The sequence below is a fragment of the Phaeobacter sp. JH20_34 genome, from assembly GCF_048056095.1.
Taxonomy (GTDB): domain Bacteria; phylum Pseudomonadota; class Alphaproteobacteria; order Rhodobacterales; family Rhodobacteraceae; genus Phaeobacter; species Phaeobacter bryozoorum.
The window spans coordinates 202,485-219,481 of sequence record NZ_JAYMWT010000004.1; the positions used below are offsets into that span (position 1 = coordinate 202,485).

Here is a 16,997-nt window from a genome sequence, read left to right on the forward strand (position 1 = left end):
ACAACTCGCACAGACCCAATATGCGGAGACCGACATGGCGTTTTTCTCAAAACTGAAGGACCGGCTGTTCAAGTCGTCGAACAAGCTTGAGGAAGGGCTTGATGCCATCGTCGAAGAGGGCGCAGCCGTACAACAGCCCGCACCGGAGAAGACGCCCGAGGTGCCGCCATCCGCACCGCCAGTGGAGGTGCCGTCTGAACAGCCTGTTGAGGCACCAGAGGCGCCGCCAGTGGAGGTGCCGTCTGAGGCGCCGTCCGAGATCCCCGCAGAGACACCCGCACAGCCCGCCCGCACAGCAGAGCCGATGGCGAAACCGGCGATGAAGCCGATGCCCGCGCCGACCCCGGACCCGGTTCCGGCAACGCCTGGGCTTTTGGGGCGTCTGATAGGGCGCGGTAAGGCGGAAGAGCCGCGCCGCGCGCTGGATGACGACATGCTGGAGCAGCTGGAGGATCTTCTGGTTGCCGCCGACATGGGGGTCGATACCGCGCTGCGTGTCACTGCCAATATGGCCGAGGGCCGGTTTGGCAAGCGGCTTTCGACGCGTGAGATCAAGGAGCTGCTGGCCGCAGAGGTGGCCCGCATCATGGAACCGGTCGCCCGCCCGATGCCAATCTACCAGAAACGCCCGCAGGTGGTGCTGGTGGTGGGCGTCAATGGCTCCGGCAAGACCACCACAATCGGCAAGCTGGCCAGCCAGTTCAAGGCCGCGGGCAAGAAAGTGGTGATCGCCGCAGGCGACACTTTCCGCGCCGCGGCAGTGGAGCAGTTGCAGGTCTGGGGCGACCGTGCAGGTGTGCCGGTCCTGACTGCGCCCGAGGGATCGGATCCTGCCAGCCTTGCCTTTGATGCGATGACACGGGCGCAGGAAGAGGGGGCGGATCTGTTGATGATCGACACGGCCGGCCGCCTGCAGAACCGCGCCGATCTGATGGAAGAACTGGCAAAGATTGTCCGGGTGATCCGCAAGAAGGACGAGACCGCGCCGCATAACACCCTGCTGGTTCTGGATGCCACCACCGGGCAGAATGCGCTCAATCAGGTGGAAACCTTCCAGAAACTGGCCGATGTGTCGGGGCTGGTGATGACCAAGCTGGACGGCACCGCCAAGGGGGGTGTGCTGGTGGCGCTGGCGGATAAATTCGGCCTGCCGATCCATGCCATCGGTGTGGGCGAGCAGATCGACGACCTTGCCCCGTTTGATCCCGAAGAATTTGCGGCCGCCCTGACCGGGCTGGAAACCTCCTGAGCCGCGCGCGCCAGCCGCATCTTCTGGCTGAAAATATCCTCGGGGGTCCGGGGGTGGAAAACCCCCGGCGATCTGTTCTGGAGCAAAGGTACTGCGGTTGAGCGACTGGCTGATCTCTCTGGAGGGGACCGAGGCGGGGCATCATGCGGCGCTTGCGCTGGCGCTGATGGCGGCGATCCTGCACGCGGTGTTCGGAGCGCTGCAAAAGGGGCGATATGACCCCTGGCTGTCGCGCGGTGCAATTGATTTCTCCTATGGGTTGATGGCCCTGCCGCTGGCGCTGTTCGTGGTGCCCTGGCCCGAGCCGCATATGTGGCCGATCTTTGCGGGCGTCTGGCTGATCCATGTGCTCTACAAGATCCTGCAGGGGCTGGCCTATAGCAAGGGCAGCTACACGGTGGTCTATCCGGTGGTGCGCGGCACCGGGCCGCTGTTCACCGTGCTGGGCGCGTCGATGCTGTTTGACGAAGGCTTTACAGCGGTGCAGTGGCTGGGGGTTCTGGTGCTGCTGGCGGGGATTTTTGGACTGGCGCTCTACAATTACCGCAATCTGACCGACAATCGCGAAACCCTGGGCAGCGCCCTGGCGCTGGCGGTGGCGACCGGCGTCTTTGTGGCGCTCTACACCACCTATGACGCCTATGGCATTCGCGCGACGGCGGATCCGTTCACCTTTCTTGCGTGGTTCTTCTTCATCGACGGGCTGGCGATGCCGCCCTATGCCTATCTGCGCTGGCGGGCGATGGTGCCGCGCCCGGACCCCGGCCCTTTGATGGCCAAGGGGCTGCTGGGCGGGCTTATCGCCTTTGGCTCCTTTGGGGCGGTCATGCTGGCCACGCGGCTGGACAAGGTGGGAGAGGCGGCGGTGCTGCGCGAAACCTCCACGGTCTTTGCCGCGCTTATCGGCTGGCTGGTGTTGAAGGAAACCGTGGGGCCGCGACGGATTGCCCTGATGGCTTTGATCGCGCTGGGGGCCGTGATAGTGGAGATGGGCGGCTGATCCGGCTGGCACAGCGGCCAGGCCTCGGCGATCACCGCCGGTGAATTCAGGTTAGGAACAGGAATAGAAATGGCGGGAAAACCGATCAACCGAACCCTTAAACTGGTGCTGGAATACGGCCCGCTGGTGCTGTTCTTTGTCGGCTATCTGCGCCTGCGCGATGAGCTGCTGATGATCGGTGGACAGGAGTACAAGGGCTTTATCGTGGTGACGGCGGCCTTCATTCCGCTGATGGTGCTGTCGAGCCTGGCACTGTGGCGGCTGACCGGTCATATTTCCAGACTCCAGGTCGGGACGCTGGTGATTGTGGTCCTGTTTGGCGGGCTGTCGGTCTGGTTCAATGATGAGCGGTTCTTCAAGATGAAGCCGACGATCCTTTATGTGCTGCTGGGCGGTGCGCTGGCGATTGGTCTGATCCGGGGGGAAAGCTATCTGAAGGTGGCGATGGATGAGCTGATGCCGCTGCAGGACGCAGGCTGGATGATCCTGACGCGGCGGCTGTGTTACTTCTTCTTCGCGCTGGCGCTCCTGAATGAGCTGATCTGGCGCACGCAGAGCACCGACACCTGGGTTTATTTCAAGACCTTTGGCCTGTCGCTGGCGATGTTTGCCTTTTTCATGACACAGGCGCGGGTCTTTCAGGCCTATGCGATGCCGGACGCCGAGGTGGACGAGAGCGAGTGACGCGGGCAGGGCCGCAGCGACCCGTCCCGGTGGTGTCGCTGCGTGTCGCGATCTGCGCGCAGCGGACTTGACCAAACGGCGGTTTGGGCTTATCCGGTACGGATATATCGTGGCGATTTGTTACCGGATTGCGGGCCACGTAAAACAATCCCGCTAAAGAGGTCAGGATGTGAAGGACCCCCTTTCGCTTGGCCGAACGGGGGTTTTTTAATGCGCAACGCGCGCAAGGAGACAGAAGATGAGCGAGACCTGGAACAAGCGCACGAAACTGGTGCATGGCGGCACCCGCCGCAGCCAGTACAATGAGGTCAGCGAAGCGATCTACCTGACGCAGGGTTTTGTTTACGACACCGCCGAACAGGCCGAGGCGCGGTTTATCGAGACCGGCCCCGATGAATTCATCTATGCCCGCTATGGCAACCCGACGGTGGCGATGTTCGAAGAGCGCATTGCCGCGCTGGAAGGGGCCGAGGACGCCTTTGCCACCGCATCCGGCATGGCGGCGGTCAATGGCGCGCTGACCTCGATGCTGAAGGCAGGCGACCATGTGGTTTCGGCCAAGGCTCTGTTTGGCTCCTGTCTCTATATTCTCGAGACGATCCTGACCCGGTTCGGGGTTGAGGTGACCTTTGTCGATGGCACCGACCTTGAACAGTGGCGCGCAGCGCTGCGCCCTGACACCAAGGCGGTGTTTTTCGAGTCGATGTCCAACCCGACACTTGAGGTGATCGATATCGCCGCAGTGGCCGAGCTGGCCCATGAGGTCGGGGCCACTGTGGTGGTCGATAACGTGTTTTCGACGCCGGTGTTTTCCAATGCCATCGCGCAGGGCGCGGATGTGGTGATCTATTCCGCGACCAAACATATCGACGGGCAGGGACGGGTGCTGGGCGGCGTCATCCTTGGCACGCGCGAGTTCATCCGGGGCACCGTTGAACCCTATATGAAGCACACCGGCGGCAGCCTCAGCCCGTTCAATGCCTGGACGCTGCTGAAGGGGCTGGAGACGATTTCCCTGCGGGTCAACGCCCAGGCCGATACAGCGCTGGAACTGGCGCAGGCGCTGAGCGGACATCCCGCACTCAGCCGGCTGATGTATCCCGGCCTTGAGACCCATGCCCAATACGCACTGGTGCAGCGCCAGCTGGGCGGCAAAGGTGGCACGGTGCTGTCGCTGGACCTCAAGGGCGGCAAGAAGGCTGCATTCAGGTTCCTGAACGCGCTGACCATCCCGGTGATTTCCAACAATCTGGGCGATGCGAAATCCATCGCCACCCATCCGGCCACCACCACCCATCAGCGGTTGTCTGATGAGCTGAAGGCCGAACTGGGCATTACGCCCGGTCTGGTCCGGTTTTCGGTCGGGCTTGAGGATGCCGCCGATCTGATCGCGGATCTGACACAGGCCCTGGCGGTGGCGGAGGCCTGATCGGCTGAATAGCGACGGCGATAAGGGGGCAGGGCGCGCGCGTCGCCGCTGCCCCCGATGCCAAGCGTGATCCAAAAGGATCTGGCGTCAATCGCCGTAAATGCGCAAAACACGACGCTTTTGAATGATCTGTTTTGCGATCTGCTGCGTAACAGACTAAAACTAATCCTGCTGCCTGATGATCGGGCAGCGTCAGCGGAGGTCTCTGTTTCATGAACTCTCACTCGCGTAATCTGACCAAGGCGCCTGATCGAGCAGATGCAGAGGATGCACTCGAGCTGTTGCGCAAATGGGCCAGCACGGCAACCGAGACCGAAATTGCTCAACTAAACCCTGTGGTTGCACGGCTTCTGCCGGATGCACCCGTTGGTAATTATCCCGATCTGTCGCGCCACTACCCTGAGGAGTTTGAGGCCGATAGCAGCTATCGTGCGACCCTGCCGGACCTGCAGAACGGGCCGTCCAGCCTGATCCGAGGCGCCCATGAGCAGATCCAGCACGTCGGAATTTCCAATTTTCGCCTGCCGATTCGCTTTCACACCCGCGACAATGGCGATTTGACGCTGGAAACCAGCGTGACCGGCACCGTCAGCCTGGATGCCGACAAGAAGGGCATCAATATGTCCCGGATCATGCGGTCGTTTTACAAACACGCTGAACGCACTTTCAGCTTTGAAGTGATGGAAGCGGCGCTTGATGATTACCTCACCGATCTCGAAAGCCTTGATGCACGTTTGCAGATGCGGTTTTCCTTCCCGGTGAAGGTGCAAAGCCTGCGTTCTGGCCTGTCGGGCTATCAATACTATGATATCGCTCTGGAAATCGTGGATCACGATGGCGAGCGGACGAAGATCATCCATCTGGATTACGTCTATTCCTCGACCTGTCCCTGTTCGCTTGAGCTGAGCGAACATGCCCGCAGTGCCCGTGGCCAGCTGGCGACGCCGCATTCGCAGCGCTCGGTGGCGCGGATTTCGCTGGTGCAGGAGCCGGGCGCGCCGGTTCTGTGGTTCGAGGATGTGATCGACCATTGCCGCCGCGCGGTGCCGACCGAGACCCAGGTCATGGTCAAGCGCGAGGATGAGCAGGCCTTTGCCGAGCTGAACGCGGCCAATCCGATCTTTGTCGAAGATGCCGCGCGGCTGTTTTGCGAGGCGCTGCAATCGGATTCCCGTATCGGCGACTTTCGGGTGGTGGCCAGCCATCAGGAGAGCCTGCACAGCCATGATGCGATCAGCGTGCTGACGCAGGGGCCGACCTTTGCGGCGCGCAGCATCGACCCGCGGATGTTCGCAACCCTGATCCATCAGGGGTGATCCGGGCGCGCAGGACGCCAATCGTGCCTGTCGCCCCATTTTCCGACATAGACCCGACACCGCTGCCTGATTAGGCGGCGGTTTTTCGCGCTTTTTACGGGCGCCTCTGCAATGCGGCATTATTTATGCTGCAATGCAAAAGGAATCAGGTAGAGTTGCAACCTGTGGGGGTGCGCGCTGCGTCGTTCCCCCTGTCCGAGGGGCGGAGGGGGCCTCGTGCCAGGGCTGTCGCGCCGAGCTTACCGGGTTCGGAAGATGGTCAGACCAATGTCTCTTGTTCATCTGCGCCAGCAAGGCCGTCTGATCGCTGGCCCTGATGTCTGGCGCAGCCATATCGCGGCGGATGCCACCCGCCAAACAGGAGATTTTGATGATCCCTCTACTCGACTTCACCGACCTTCCCCGGACACCTGCTGCATTGGCAGGTACGCTTGTTGGGCGCCAGATGCGGTTCTGGCGTGGGGCCGTGGCCCTGATGGGGGCAATGCCCGCCGCGCAGATGGCGGTTGCCAGCCATGCGATTGCGGTGGGGCTGAACCAGACCCGTGTCAAGACCACCGCCGCGCGCAGCACGGAGGCAGCCAGCCGCAGTGCCGAGCCTGCCGCAACCGCTGCGGAGAAACCTGCGGCCGCAAAACCAAAGCCCGCCCCGCAGCGCAAGCCTGCCCGCAAGAAAACCCGCCCGGCACGGACCAAGGCGGCGACCAGCACGCCGACGGTTGCGCCAACGCCGCAGCCCACCGACAAGGCGGATACAGCCGGGGCGTCCGATTTTTCCAGCAAGCGCAAGGTCGCGACGAGCGAAGCCGATGTGGCAAAACCTGCGGCCCCTGCCGCTGCTGCCGCCGTGACACCCGATACGCCCGCCGCCAAGGCCGCCGCCGCCGGACCAAGCCGCAAAACCACCCGCGCGCCGTCGAAACCGGCAGCGATGCCCGCCAAGGATCCGGCCCCGGCATCTTCGCCTGCATCGCAGCCCGCTTCGCGGGCTCAGCTGTCGCCGGTTGGCGCGAAACAGGCCGGAACCACCAGCACTCAGGCGCTGATGACCGGTCAGGGCGGGGGGGGCGGCACGTCGGCCAGTGCGATGACGGCGAAGGTCGGCACGGTGTCACAGAAGTCGACAAAACCCTAACCCCGGGTCGCAACAGTCGCGCAGTCTCTTGACACTCCGCCCGGTGGAGGCCAACGCTGCGCGCATGTTGGATCTGCGTCCGGTTGGATATGTCATTGGCCTTCTGGTGGCCATCCTTGGGGCAACCATGGTGTTCCCGCTGGCTGTCGATCTATACGACGGGCAGGGGGAATGGCCGGTCTTTCTCGAAAGTGCCGTCATCACCATCCTCGGCGGCGGGCTGATTGCGCTGTCCTGTGCCAATGGGGTGCGCGAGGGGCTGACGATCCAGCAGACCTTTCTGCTGACGACGCTGGTCTGGGTGGCGCTGCCGGTGTTCGGGGCGATCCCCCTGATGCTGGGCGCCACTGAACTGCGCTTTGTCGATGCGTTCTTCGAGGCGATGTCCGGCCTTACCACCACCGGCTCCACCGTGATTTCGGGCCTTGATGGTCTGCCGCGCGGACTGCTGCTGTGGCGGGGCATCCTGCAATGGCTGGGCGGCATCGGCATCATCGTGGTGGCCATGGTGTTCCTGCCGGAGCTGCGGGTTGGCGGCATGCAGATTTTCCGCTCCGAAGCCTTTGACACGATGGGGAAAATCCTGCCGCGCGCGCAGGCAATCGCGAAGCAGATTTCGCTGATTTACGTCGGCCTGACCGTGGCCTGCATGGTGGTCTATATGCTGTTGGGGATGCAGCCCTTTGACGCGCTGGTGCATGCGCTGACCACATGTTCCACCGGTGGTTTCTCCAATTATGATGCGTCTTTCGGCACCTTTACCGGCGCGCCTGAATATGCTGCATCGGTGTTCATGATCCTCGCGGCGCTGCCCTTTGTGCGCTATGTGCAGATGGTCAACGGCCATTCCAAGCCGCTGTTTCGTGACAGCCAGATCCAGACCTTTCTGGCCACCATCCTGATCCTTGTCGTGGTGACGGCCTGTGTGCTGGTCTATGTGTTTCCTCACCACCCCGAGCAGGCGGTGCGCGAGGCGCTGTTCAATATCACCTCGATCATCTCCGGCACCGGCTACGCCAGCGTCGATTACATGCAGTGGGGCAGCTTTCTGGTGATGCTGTTCTTCTTTATCGGGCTGATTGGCGGCTGTGCGGGGTCAACCGCCTGTTCGGTCAAGATTTTCCGCTATCAGCTGCTGTTCGCCTCGATCCGGGTGCAGATCCAGCGCATTCATTCGCCGCATGGGGTGTTTGTCCCGCGCTATCAGGGCAGGGCGGTGGACGCCGAGGTGCTGAGCTCGGTGATCTCCTTTTTCATGTTCTTTGTGGTCACGCTGGGGATCGTGGCCTGGGCGCTGGCGCTGACCGGCCTTGATTTTGTGACGGCGGTGTCGGGGGCGGCAACGGCTGTGGCCAATATCGGCCCCGGCCTTGGCGACCGGATCGGGCCTGCGGGCAACTTCTCCACGCTGAACGATGGGGCCAAGTGGATCCTGAGCGCAGCGATGCTGATCGGGCGGCTGGAGCTGATGGCGGTCTATGCCATTCTGACCATCCGTTTTTGGCGCAACTAGGCAGATCGACCGAAACGCGCCGCTTTGACGCATCAAAATTGCGTGTTGCACCGGCGTTTCTGCGTGTATCGCTACAATCCGCAGGCTTGCCCTTGTGGGGCCGCTCGCATAAGAGGCGGGGAGTTGAAACCCGCAAGCGCACGGAGAGTTTTGCCCAATGCCCGTTCTTGTGATGAAATTCGGCGGTACATCTGTCGCCAATCTGGACCGCATCCGCCGCGCGGCGAAACGCGTGGGCGTTGAGGTGGCCAAGGGCTATGACGTGATCGTTATCGTCTCTGCCATGTCGGGCAAGACCAATGAGCTGGTCGGCTGGGTCAATGAGACCTCGCCGCTGTTTGATGCGCGCGAATATGATGCTGTGGTCTCCTCGGGCGAGAATGTGACGGCGGGTCTGATGGCGCTGACGCTGCAGGAGATGGATATCCCCGCGCGCAGCTGGCAGGGCTGGCAGGTGCCGCTGAAAACCACCAGCGCCCACAGTCAGGCCCGGATCGAAGAGATCCCGCCGGAGAACATCAATGCGAAGTTCGGCGAAGGCATGCGCGTCGCCGTGGTTGCAGGGTTTCAGGGGATCAGCCCCGAAGGCCGTATCACCACGCTGGGCCGGGGCGGTTCGGATACCACCGCTGTTGCCTTTGCCGCGGCCTTTGAGGCGGAGCGCTGCGATATCTATACCGATGTGGACGGGGTCTATACCACCGACCCGCGGATCTGCGATAAGGCGCGCAAACTGGATAGGATCGCGTTTGAAGAAATGCTGGAGCTGGCCTCGCTGGGCGCCAAGGTCCTGCAAACCCGCTCTGTTGAACTGGCGATGCGCTACAAGGTGAAGCTGCGCGTGTTGTCGAGTTTTGAGGAACAGTCCGACGAGGCCGGAACCCTGGTCTGCGACGAGGAGGAAATCATGGAATCCAATGTTGTGGCCGGTGTGGCCTATTCCCGTGACGAAGCCAAGCTGACCGTGCAATCGGTCGCCGACCGTCCCGGCATCGCGGCACATATCTTTACCGCGCTGAGCGATGCAGGTGTGAACGTCGATATGATCGTTCAGGATATCTCGGCCGAGGGTCGCACCGATATGACCTTCTCCTGCCCGACCGATCAGGTGGCGCGCGCCGAACAGGCGTTGCAGGCGGTAAAGCAGAAGGGCGAGCTGAACTACGCCGAACTGCTGGCTGACCGTGATGTTGCCAAGGTCTCGGTGGTTGGCATCGGTATGCGCTCACAATCAGGGGTTGCAGCCAAGATGTTCAAGGTGCTGTCGGACGAGGGCATCAACATCAAGGTGATCACCACCTCCGAAATCAAGATTTCGGTTCTGATCGACCGGAAATACATGGAACTTGCAGTGCAAGCACTGCATGATGCCTTTGAATTGGACAAGGCGGCCTGATCTGGACCTGGCTGCCTGACACCGAAACCTGTGTGAACGGCCCCCATGGTAAAGACGACCGAATCCGAAAGTCGCAATCTGTTGATGCGCTTGCGCGAGGCGATGGCCGGTGATGATGCCGGTCAGGCCCGGCTGGACAAGATCACCCAGCTGATCGCCGATAGCATGCGCAGCGAGGTGTGCTCGGTCTATCTGTTCCGGGACGAGGAGACGCTTGAGCTCTGCGCGACTCAGGGTCTGAACGTTGAATCCGTACACCAGACCCGTATGCGGATCGGCGAGGGGCTGGTGGGCCGTGTGGCGCGCTATGGCAAGGTGGTCAACACCCCGGATGCCCCCAACGCCAAGGGGTTCCGCTATATGCCGGAAACCGGGGAGGAGCGTTATGCCTCTTTCCTGGGGGTGCCGATTCAGCGGCTTGGCGAGATGCTGGGCGTGCTGGTGGTGCAGTCCAAGGACGCGCGCGAATTCTCCGCCGATGCGGTCTATGCGCTGGAAGTGGTGGCGATGGTGATTGCCGAAATGACCGAGCTTGGCGCCTTTGTTGGCGAGGGCGCGGCGCTGTCGCCCCTGCACCAGCAACCGGTTCTGCTGCGGGGAACCATCGCGCAGGAAGGCGCTGTTGAAGGCCACGTCTGGCTGCATGAGCCGCGCGTTGTTGTGACCAATCCGATTGCCGATGACCCGCACCGCGAGCTTGAGCGCCTGCATGAATCGGTCGAGGAGCTGCGGGTCGGCGTCGACAAGATGCTGGAGGTCTCCCAGACCGGTGACAAGGAACAGTTGCAGGTGCTGGAAGCCTACCGGATGTTCGCCAATTCCAAAGGGTGGATGCGGCGGATGGAAGAGGACATCGGCCGCGGTCTGAGTGCCGAGGCGGCGGTGGAGAAAGAGCAGTCCCAGGCGCGGGCGCGCATGGGGCAGGTGCAGGATGCCTATCTGCGCGAGCGGCTAAGCGATCTGGATGATCTGTCCAACCGGCTGCTACGGATTTTGACCGGGCAGGGCCGTGAAACCGGTGCTGAGCTGCCCGAGGACCCGGTGCTGATTGCACGGAACATCGGCCCCGGTGAACTGCTGGAATATGGCCGCAACCTGCGTGGCATCGTGCTGGAGGAAGGCTCTGTCGGCTCTCATGCGGCGATCATTGCCCGCGCGCTGGCCATTCCGCTGGTGGTTCACACCAAACGCATCACCACCGAGGCGCTGAACGGCGACCATATCATGGTGGACGGGGAGCAGGGCGTCGTGCATCTGCGGCCGGATGACACCGTTGTGGGGGCCTTTCGCGACAAGATCGCGATGCAGGCCAAGGCGCAGGAACGCTATGCCTCGATCCGTGACAAACAGGCGCTGACTCGCGACGGCACACGTGTGAACCTGCTGATGAACGCCGGGCTGATGGCCGATTTGCCGTCGCTGGAAAACTCCGGTGCCGAAGGCGTCGGGCTGTTCCGAACCGAGTTGCAGTTTCTGGTCCGCAACCAGATGCCGAAACGATCCGAACTGGTGGCGCTGTATCAGCGGGTGTTGGATGCGGCTGGCGGCAAGCGGGTGGTGTTCCGCACGCTGGACATCGGGTCGGACAAGGTGCTGCCCTATATGAAGCCGACCGATGAGCCGAATCCGGCGCTTGGCTGGCGGGCGATCCGGGTTGGTCTCGACAAGCCCGGTGTGATGCGGATGCAGTTGCAGGCGCTGATGCGCGCCGCCAACGGGCGTCCGCTGACGGTCATGTTCCCGTTTGTGGCGCAGTTCGAGGAGTTCCGCGCCGCCAAGGCCGAGGTCGCCAAGACGCTGGAACGCGAACGGCGCCTCGGGCATCCGCTGCCGGAAAAACTGGAAGTCGGGGCCATGCTGGAAACCCCGTCGCTGGCCTTTGCGCCGCAGAAGTTTTTCGACGAGGTCGAATTCCTGTCGATCGGCGGCAATGACCTCAAGCAGTTTTTCTTTGCTGCGGACCGTGAAAACGAGAGGGTGCGCAAGCGTTACGACACATTGAACGTGAGCTACCTGAGCTTTATCGCGCAAATCGTTGAGCGTTGCGAGATTTCCGGGACACCGCTCAGCTTTTGCGGCGAGGACGCCGGGCGCCCGATTGAGGCGGTCTGCCTGGCGGCGATGGGGTTGCGGGTTCTGTCGATGCGACCTGCCTCGGTTGGCCCGGTCAAATCGCTGCTGATGCGTGTCGATCTGAATGCTATTCGAAAAATCATTGCTGACGCACGCCACCGAGGCGAGCAAACGGTGCGGCCGGCTGTGATGCAATATCTGCGAGAGCTCTGAGCCGGGATCCTTCGCACCATAGTCTGCATTGGGACCGCGCAGCCGAGGCTGCGCGGATTTTTTGACTGAGTATCAGGTCAGGGGCTGCAGCCTATGAGTGTGTTGTGGATAGCCGTAGGTAACGGGTCTGGCTGGTGGCTTTGGTTTGCTCTTGATGAATCGTGACTGCGCAATCGAATTTACTCTTTAACATTTTGTTAATACCTTCCAAAATTGACTTATCTCGATATTTTTGTCGGTTCTGAATGTCCCGGCAGGGTGTCTCGTTTGGGTTGAGAATGCCCAAACTGTCCCCCAACTTATCCACAGCGCCGTCCCTGTTGTTCAGGTTGTTTTATCTATCTGAAAACATTGAATTAATTGTGGTTTTGCGGGAGATCGGATGACCCGTTTGAGACAAGTTCTCTACATCAATTGTGAGGCTTATCCACTTGAAATTTATCGGGAAATTATGGCTGAATAGCTTGGGTTTCCCGCGCCCATGGCGATGGCGTCCGAGAAAACCGGGGCAAGAGTCATGCTCTTGCCAGTATTGCAGGGCGGAGATGAATATTCCCTTAACGCGGATCTCCTGCAGGTCTGGCAAAAGCTTCAAGTTTAAAAGTTTAAGCTTGAAATTTATTGCCGTGCGCTTATCCTGTGCTCAGCTTTGATCGCAATAGGGGAGTGGCACCATGAAAATCGCCTGTCTGGGAGGCGGCCCCGCTGGCCTGTATTTCGCGATTTCGACCAAGCTGCGTCAGCCGGATGCCGAAATCACGGTTTTTGAGCGTAACAAGCCCGATGATACCTTTGGTTGGGGTGTGGTGCTGTCTGATGACGCGCTGGACAATCTGGCCGCCAATGATCCTGTCAGCGCCGAGCGGATCCGCGATAAATTCGCCTATTGGGACGATATCGCCGTGGTGCATGACGGCGTGCGGACCGTGTCGGGCGGGCATGGGTTTGCGGGCATCGGTCGCAAGGCGATGCTGGTGATCCTGCAGGAGCGGGCGCGCGAACTGGGTATTGATTTGCGGTTCGAAACCGAAGTCGGATCGGCCGCGAGCTATCAGGCGGATTATGATCTGGTCGTGGCCTGCGATGGGCTGAATTCGCGGGTGCGAACCGAGTTTGCCGCGCATTTCAAACCAAACGTCGATGTGCGCCCTTGCAAGTTTATCTGGTTGGGCACACAGCAGAAATTCGATGATGCCTTTACCTTTATCTTTGAGAAGACAGAGCATGGCTGGATGTGGATCCACGCCTATCAGTTCGACGCTGACACCGCGACGGTGATCGTTGAATGCTCGGCCCAGACCTGGGAAAACTGGGGCTTTGAGGCGATGAGCAAGGACGAGATCCTGCGCACCTGCGAGGCGATTTTTGCCGATCATCTGGATGGGCACGCGCTGATTTCCAACGCTGATCACCTGCGCGGCTCGGCGGTCTGGATCAACTTCCCCCGTGTGCTTTGCGAAACATGGTATCATCAGAACGTGGTCTTGCTGGGCGATGCCTCGGCCACGGCGCATTTCTCCATCGGGTCGGGCACGCGACTGGCCTTTGACAGCGCCATCGCATTGGCGGAGTTCATCAGCACCGAACCGACGTTGGAACAGGCCTTTGTCCGCTATCAGGAGGAGCGGCGGCTGGATGTGCTGCGGTTGCAGTCGGCGGCGCGCAACTCCCTGGAGTGGTTCGAGGATGTGGAACGCTATCTGGATATGGATCCGGTGCAGTTCAACTATTCGCTGCTGACCCGGTCGCAGCGGATTTCCCATGAAAACCTGCGCCTGCGGGATGCGGATTGGCTGGCGTCGGCTGAGAAATGGTTCCAGACGCGGGCGGGTGCCAGCGAGGATGCCCCGGTGCGCCCGCCGATGTTCGCCCCCTACCGGCTGCGGGAGATGCAGCTGAAGAACCGTGTCGTGGTGTCGCCGATGGCGCAGTACAAGGCCAAGGATGGCTGCCCGACCGACTGGCATCTGATCCACTACGGCGAACGCGCCAAGGGCGGAGCAGGGCTGGTCTATACCGAAATGACCTGTGTGTCGGCGCAGGGGCGGATCACGCCCGGCTGTCCGGGGCTTTACGCGCCCGAGCATGAGGCCGCCTGGACGCGGCTGACGGAGTTCGTACACAGCGAGACCGACGCCAAGATCTGCTGTCAGATCGGCCACTCGGGCCGCAAAGGCTCCACTCAATTGGGCTGGGAGACCATGGACGCGCCGCTGCCAGAGGGGAACTGGGAGACGGTTTCGGCCTCTGCTCTTGCGTGGACTGAGGATAATCCGGCCCCGCGCGAGATCACAGCGCAGGAAATGGAGGCCATCAAGGCGCAATTCGTGGCCGCAGCTCAGATGGCGGATCGTGCCGGGTTTGACATGATCGAACTTCACGCGGCGCATGGTTATCTGATTTCATCCTTCATCTCGCCCAAATCCAACATTCGAACCGATGAGTATGGCGGCGCGCTGGAAAACCGTCTGCGCTACCCGCTGGAGGTGTTTGAGGCGATGCGGGCAGCCTGGCCTGCAAGCAAGCCGATGTCCGTGCGTATTTCCGCCAACGATTGGGTCGGCGATGAAGGCGTCACGCCGGAAGAGGCGGTCGAGATTGCGCGGGCGTTCACCGCGGCGGGCGCGGATATCATCGACGTCTCCGCCGGACAGACCACACCCGAGGCACGGCCGGTCTATGGCCGGATGTTCCAGACACCGTTTTCGGATCGGATCCGCAATGATGCGGGCATTGCGACCATGGCGGTGGGCAATATCTATGAGGCGGATCACGCCAATTCGATCCTGATGGCCGGCCGGGCGGATCTGGTCTGTGTCGGGCGGCCACATCTGGCAGATCCCTACTGGACGCTGCATGAGGCGGCGCGGATCGGTGATCGCCATGCAGACTGGCCGTTGCCCTATCAGGCCGGGCGCGATCAGGCCTGGCGTCTGGCCGACCGCGAGGCGGAGGTGATCCGGGCATGAGCGAGATTTGCGGGAAACATGTGGTGATCACCGGCGGCGGCTCTGGCGTGGGTGCCGCCCTTGCGCGGGGCTTTGCGGCGCAGGGCGCGCGGCTAACGCTGCTGGGGCGGCGCAAGGCACCGTTGGAGGAGGTCGCCGCCGAGGTGGATGGCCTGCCACTGGCCTGTGATGTCACCGATGCCGAGGCGGTCCGCGAGACGCTTGCGGCGGCCCGTGAACAGCAGGGCCCGATCACCATTGCCATTGCCAACGCGGGTGCGGCGCCTTCCAAGCCCTTTGCCAGAATGGATGAGGGCGATTTCGCAGCGGCGCTTGCCGTCAACCTGTCGGGGGTGTTCAACCTGTGGCAGGCGGCGCTGCCCGATATGAAGGCCGAAGGCTGGGGACGGATGATCGCCGTGGCCTCCACTGCGGGGCTAAAGGGATACCCCTATGTCGCGGGCTATTGTGCGGCCAAACACGGGGTCATCGGTCTGACACGGGCGCTGGCGCAGGAGCTGGCGCGCAGCGGGATCACGGTGAATGCGATCTGTCCGGGGTTCATTGAGACGCCGCTTCTGGAGCGGTCGATCGCCACCATTGTGGCGACCACCGGCATGAGCGCTGAAGACGCGGCGAAATCCCTGCGTGCAGGCAATCCACAGGGGCGGTTCATCCAGCCGGAGGAGGTGGCGGATGCCGCGCTCTATCTGGCCGGGACGGCTGCCGCATCCATCAATGGCAGTGCGCTGCCGATCACCGGAGGCGAGATCTGATGCAGACCGACCGCTCCAAGGACCGGCTGCGGCTGTGGCTCAAGGTTCTGAAGGCCACCCGCGCCGTGGAAAGCGAAATCCGCGAGAACCTGCGGCAGGAGTTCAGCACGACTTTGCCGCGTTTTGACGTGATGGCAGCGCTAAGCCAGCATCTTGACGGGCTGAAGATGAGTGAACTCTCCGGCGTGCTTAAAGTCTCCAACGGCAATGTGACCGGCATCGTCGAGCGGCTGGTGGATGATGGCCACGTGCAGCGCGAAAAGGTCCCCGGTGACCGGCGCGCCAGCCGGGTGCGGCTGACCGAGGCGGGGGTGGCGGAATTTGCCCGCCAGGCCGCCGCGCATGAGGCCTGGATCGACCGGATGTTTGACAGCGTGCAGGAGGCGGAGGTGCAGACACTGTCCGACGCGCTGGATCAGGTGGCTAAACGGCTTGAGAATGAAGGACGCAAGGGATGATCTCGACGGATACCAAGTATTTTCTGTGCTCTGTTGACGCGGGTGTCGCAACGGTTGCGCTGAACCGGCCCGAGCGGAAGAACCCGCTGAGCTTTGAGAGCTATGCCGAGCTGCGCGACTGGTTTCGCGAGCTGCATTACGATGACGACGTAAAGGCGGTGGTTTTTGCACCCAACGGCGGCAACTTCAGCTCCGGCGGCGATGTGCATGATATCATTGGCCCCCTGACGCAGATGTCGATGAAGGAGCTGCTGGCCTTTACCCGCATGACCGGCGATCTGGTCAAGGCGATGGTGAATTGTGGCAAGCCGATCATCGCCGCGCTGGACGGCGTCTGTGTCGGGGCCGGTGCGATCATCGCGATGGCCTCGGATATCCGGATCGCCACGCCCGAGGCCAAGACGGCCTTTCTGTTCACTCGCGTCGGGCTGGCAGGCTGCGACATGGGGGCCTGTGCTATCCTGCCGAGGATCATCGGTCAGGGACGGGCGGCGGAGTTGCTTTATACCGGGCGATCCATGAGCGCGGATGAGGGCCATGCCTGGGGGTTTCACAACCGTATCGTGGCGGCTGACGAGCTGATGGCTGAGGCGCGCAACTGGGCCGAGCGGATCGTTTCGGGTCCGAATTTTGGTCACATGATGACCAAAACCATGCTGGCGCAGGAATGGTCGATGTCGATCGAACAGGCCATCGAGGCCGAGGCGCAGGCGCAGGCGATCTGCATGCAGACGGCCGATTTCGAGCGCGCCTATCAGGCCTTTGTGAAGAAAGAAAAACCCCTGTTTGAAGGGGATTGATCCGATC

13 protein-coding genes and 1 riboswitch are annotated in these 16,997 nt (G+C 61.8%); all 13 genes read left to right on the plus strand.

Annotated elements, in window-relative coordinates; translation table 11 throughout:
- Positions 1 to 34: 34 nt before the first annotated feature.
- On the plus strand, positions 35 to 1,249 hold the full coding sequence (gene ftsY, locus VWZ81_RS02505; protein WP_416542000.1) for a signal recognition particle-docking protein FtsY: 1,215 nt from the start codon (positions 35 to 37) through the stop codon (positions 1,247 to 1,249).
- A gap of 97 nt (positions 1,250 to 1,346) precedes the next feature.
- Positions 1,347 to 2,249 (plus strand): EamA family transporter, encoded by a 903-nt coding sequence (locus VWZ81_RS02510; protein WP_340546116.1) that lies wholly within the window; start codon positions 1,347 to 1,349, stop codon positions 2,247 to 2,249.
- 69 nt (positions 2,250 to 2,318) lie between these two features.
- The gene (locus tag VWZ81_RS02515; protein ID WP_416542001.1) at positions 2,319 to 2,933 is read left to right on the plus strand and encodes an inner membrane-spanning protein YciB; all 615 of its coding nucleotides are present in this window, start codon (positions 2,319 to 2,321) and stop codon (positions 2,931 to 2,933) included.
- Positions 2,934 to 3,032: 99 nt separating this feature from the next.
- Positions 3,033 to 3,111, plus strand: a riboswitch (SAM riboswitch).
- A gap of 60 nt (positions 3,112 to 3,171) precedes the next feature.
- The gene (gene metZ, locus VWZ81_RS02520; protein WP_416542002.1) at positions 3,172 to 4,362 is read left to right on the plus strand and encodes an O-succinylhomoserine sulfhydrylase; all 1,191 of its coding nucleotides are present in this window, start codon (positions 3,172 to 3,174) and stop codon (positions 4,360 to 4,362) included.
- Between the two features lie 212 nt (positions 4,363 to 4,574).
- Positions 4,575 to 5,678, plus strand: coding sequence for a GTP cyclohydrolase FolE2 (gene folE2, locus VWZ81_RS02525; RefSeq protein WP_416535065.1), 1,104 nt, complete (start codon positions 4,575 to 4,577; stop codon positions 5,676 to 5,678).
- Between the two features lie 370 nt (positions 5,679 to 6,048).
- On the plus strand, positions 6,049 to 6,813 hold the full coding sequence (locus tag VWZ81_RS02530) for a hypothetical protein (RefSeq protein WP_416542003.1): 765 nt from the start codon (positions 6,049 to 6,051) through the stop codon (positions 6,811 to 6,813).
- Positions 6,814 to 6,877: 64 nt separating this feature from the next.
- A complete protein-coding gene (locus VWZ81_RS02535) occupies positions 6,878 to 8,326 on the plus strand; it encodes a TrkH family potassium uptake protein (RefSeq protein ID WP_340546111.1) in 1,449 nt (482 codons plus the stop codon).
- 157 nt (positions 8,327 to 8,483) lie between these two features.
- On the plus strand, positions 8,484 to 9,722 hold the full coding sequence (locus VWZ81_RS02540) for an aspartate kinase (protein ID WP_340546110.1): 1,239 nt from the start codon (positions 8,484 to 8,486) through the stop codon (positions 9,720 to 9,722).
- A gap of 45 nt (positions 9,723 to 9,767) precedes the next feature.
- On the plus strand, positions 9,768 to 12,008 hold the full coding sequence (ptsP, locus tag VWZ81_RS02545) for a phosphoenolpyruvate--protein phosphotransferase (RefSeq protein ID WP_340546109.1): 2,241 nt from the start codon (positions 9,768 to 9,770) through the stop codon (positions 12,006 to 12,008).
- Between the two features lie 674 nt (positions 12,009 to 12,682).
- Positions 12,683 to 14,977: a bifunctional salicylyl-CoA 5-hydroxylase/oxidoreductase gene (locus VWZ81_RS02550; RefSeq protein WP_340546108.1), complete on the plus strand. Its 2,295-nt coding sequence runs from the start codon at positions 12,683 to 12,685 to the stop codon at positions 14,975 to 14,977.
- Positions 14,974 to 15,732, plus strand: a complete 759-nt coding sequence (locus VWZ81_RS02555; RefSeq protein WP_340546107.1) for an SDR family NAD(P)-dependent oxidoreductase — start codon at positions 14,974 to 14,976, stop codon at positions 15,730 to 15,732. Before VWZ81_RS02550 ends, VWZ81_RS02555 begins: the two co-directional genes overlap by 4 nt.
- Positions 15,732 to 16,190, plus strand: coding sequence for a MarR family winged helix-turn-helix transcriptional regulator (locus VWZ81_RS02560; RefSeq protein WP_260104930.1), 459 nt, complete (start codon positions 15,732 to 15,734; stop codon positions 16,188 to 16,190). Before VWZ81_RS02555 ends, VWZ81_RS02560 begins: the two co-directional genes overlap by 1 nt.
- Entirely contained in the window at positions 16,187 to 16,990 is an 804-nt protein-coding gene (locus VWZ81_RS02565; protein WP_416539075.1) for an enoyl-CoA hydratase family protein, read from the plus strand. Before VWZ81_RS02560 ends, VWZ81_RS02565 begins: the two co-directional genes overlap by 4 nt.
- Positions 16,991 to 16,997: the final 7 nt, after the last annotated feature.